At 80.0% G+C, this 968-nt stretch carries 1 pseudogene; it reads right to left on the bottom strand.

Annotation, left to right across the window (positions count from 1 at the left end):
- Nucleotides 1-852, bottom strand: a pseudogene (locus tag JS521_RS35875) (hypothetical protein); the annotation flags it as partial.
- Between the last annotated feature and the right edge of the window lie 116 nt (nucleotides 853-968).

Here is a 968-nt window from a genome sequence, read left to right as displayed (position 1 = left end):
CTGGAGTATGCCTGCGGTGGACGGCGCGGCTCCGGCGGATGCAGATGCGGATGCGGAAGCAGATGCGGCGGCGGTGGCGGCCTGCGGGGCGGGGCCCGGTCCGCGCCCGACGCCCGGAGGGGTGGCGGGGGAGCCGCCCCGGGAAGCGGGGCGCGCGGCAGCCGCGCGCTGGACCACCGGGCCCGCCGTCGTACCGGCGGAGGACGCCGACAGCCCGGCACCGGAGGCCGGTCCGCCTCCGGCCCGCCCGGCGTCGGCGTCCGGCTGCCGTACGTCGCGCCGCCAGGTCGCCGCCACGACCGGGCGCGCGGTGCCGCCGCCCGCCGTGGTCGGCGCAGGGGCCGAAAACCCTTCGGCGGAACCGGTGTTCACCGTCAGGGCGCGGCTCGGGAGCAGGGTCCGTGAGCGCTGGACCGCGAGCGGCGGGGCGGCCAGGGCGCCGGGGCCGGAGCCCTGGACCGTCGTACGGGGCCGGTCGATCGGCCGGATGCGTACCGGGGACGGGGGAGCGGCGTAGGCGGACCCCGTATGCGTACGCGTACGCGTACCGGAGGTGCCGCCGGGAGCCGCCGCGCGCTGGACGGGGGCGGCTTCCGGGGTGGGCGAGGGCGTGGGTGTTGGCGTGGAGCCGGCAGGTGGTGCGGCGGCCGACCGTACCGGCATGGCGGAGGGCCCGTCCGGGAGCGCCGGTGCGGGGGACGGGGAGACGGGGCCGGTCGCCGGTCCCTGTTCCTGGCCAGGGGTGGTTGCGGGGCTCTGGCCCGGGGCCCGGCCGGTGTCCGGCCGCGTTCCGGCTGAGCGACGGTCGCCGAGCAGCGGCGCGTTGCCGCCGAGCCGGGCGGTCGGCGGCAACGAGGGAAGCGGCGTACCGATTCCGCCCCGCGTACGGGCCCGCGTACCGGCGGAGGCGTCCGGTCCCGGGCCCGAGGCTCGCTGCACCGAAGGGGAGGGCTCGGACGGCTGGGGAC

Source organism: Streptomyces durocortorensis (assembly GCF_016901035.1).
Classification (GTDB): domain Bacteria; phylum Actinomycetota; class Actinomycetes; order Streptomycetales; family Streptomycetaceae; genus Streptomyces; species Streptomyces durocortorensis.
This window is presented reverse-complemented; position numbering and strand designations above follow the sequence as displayed.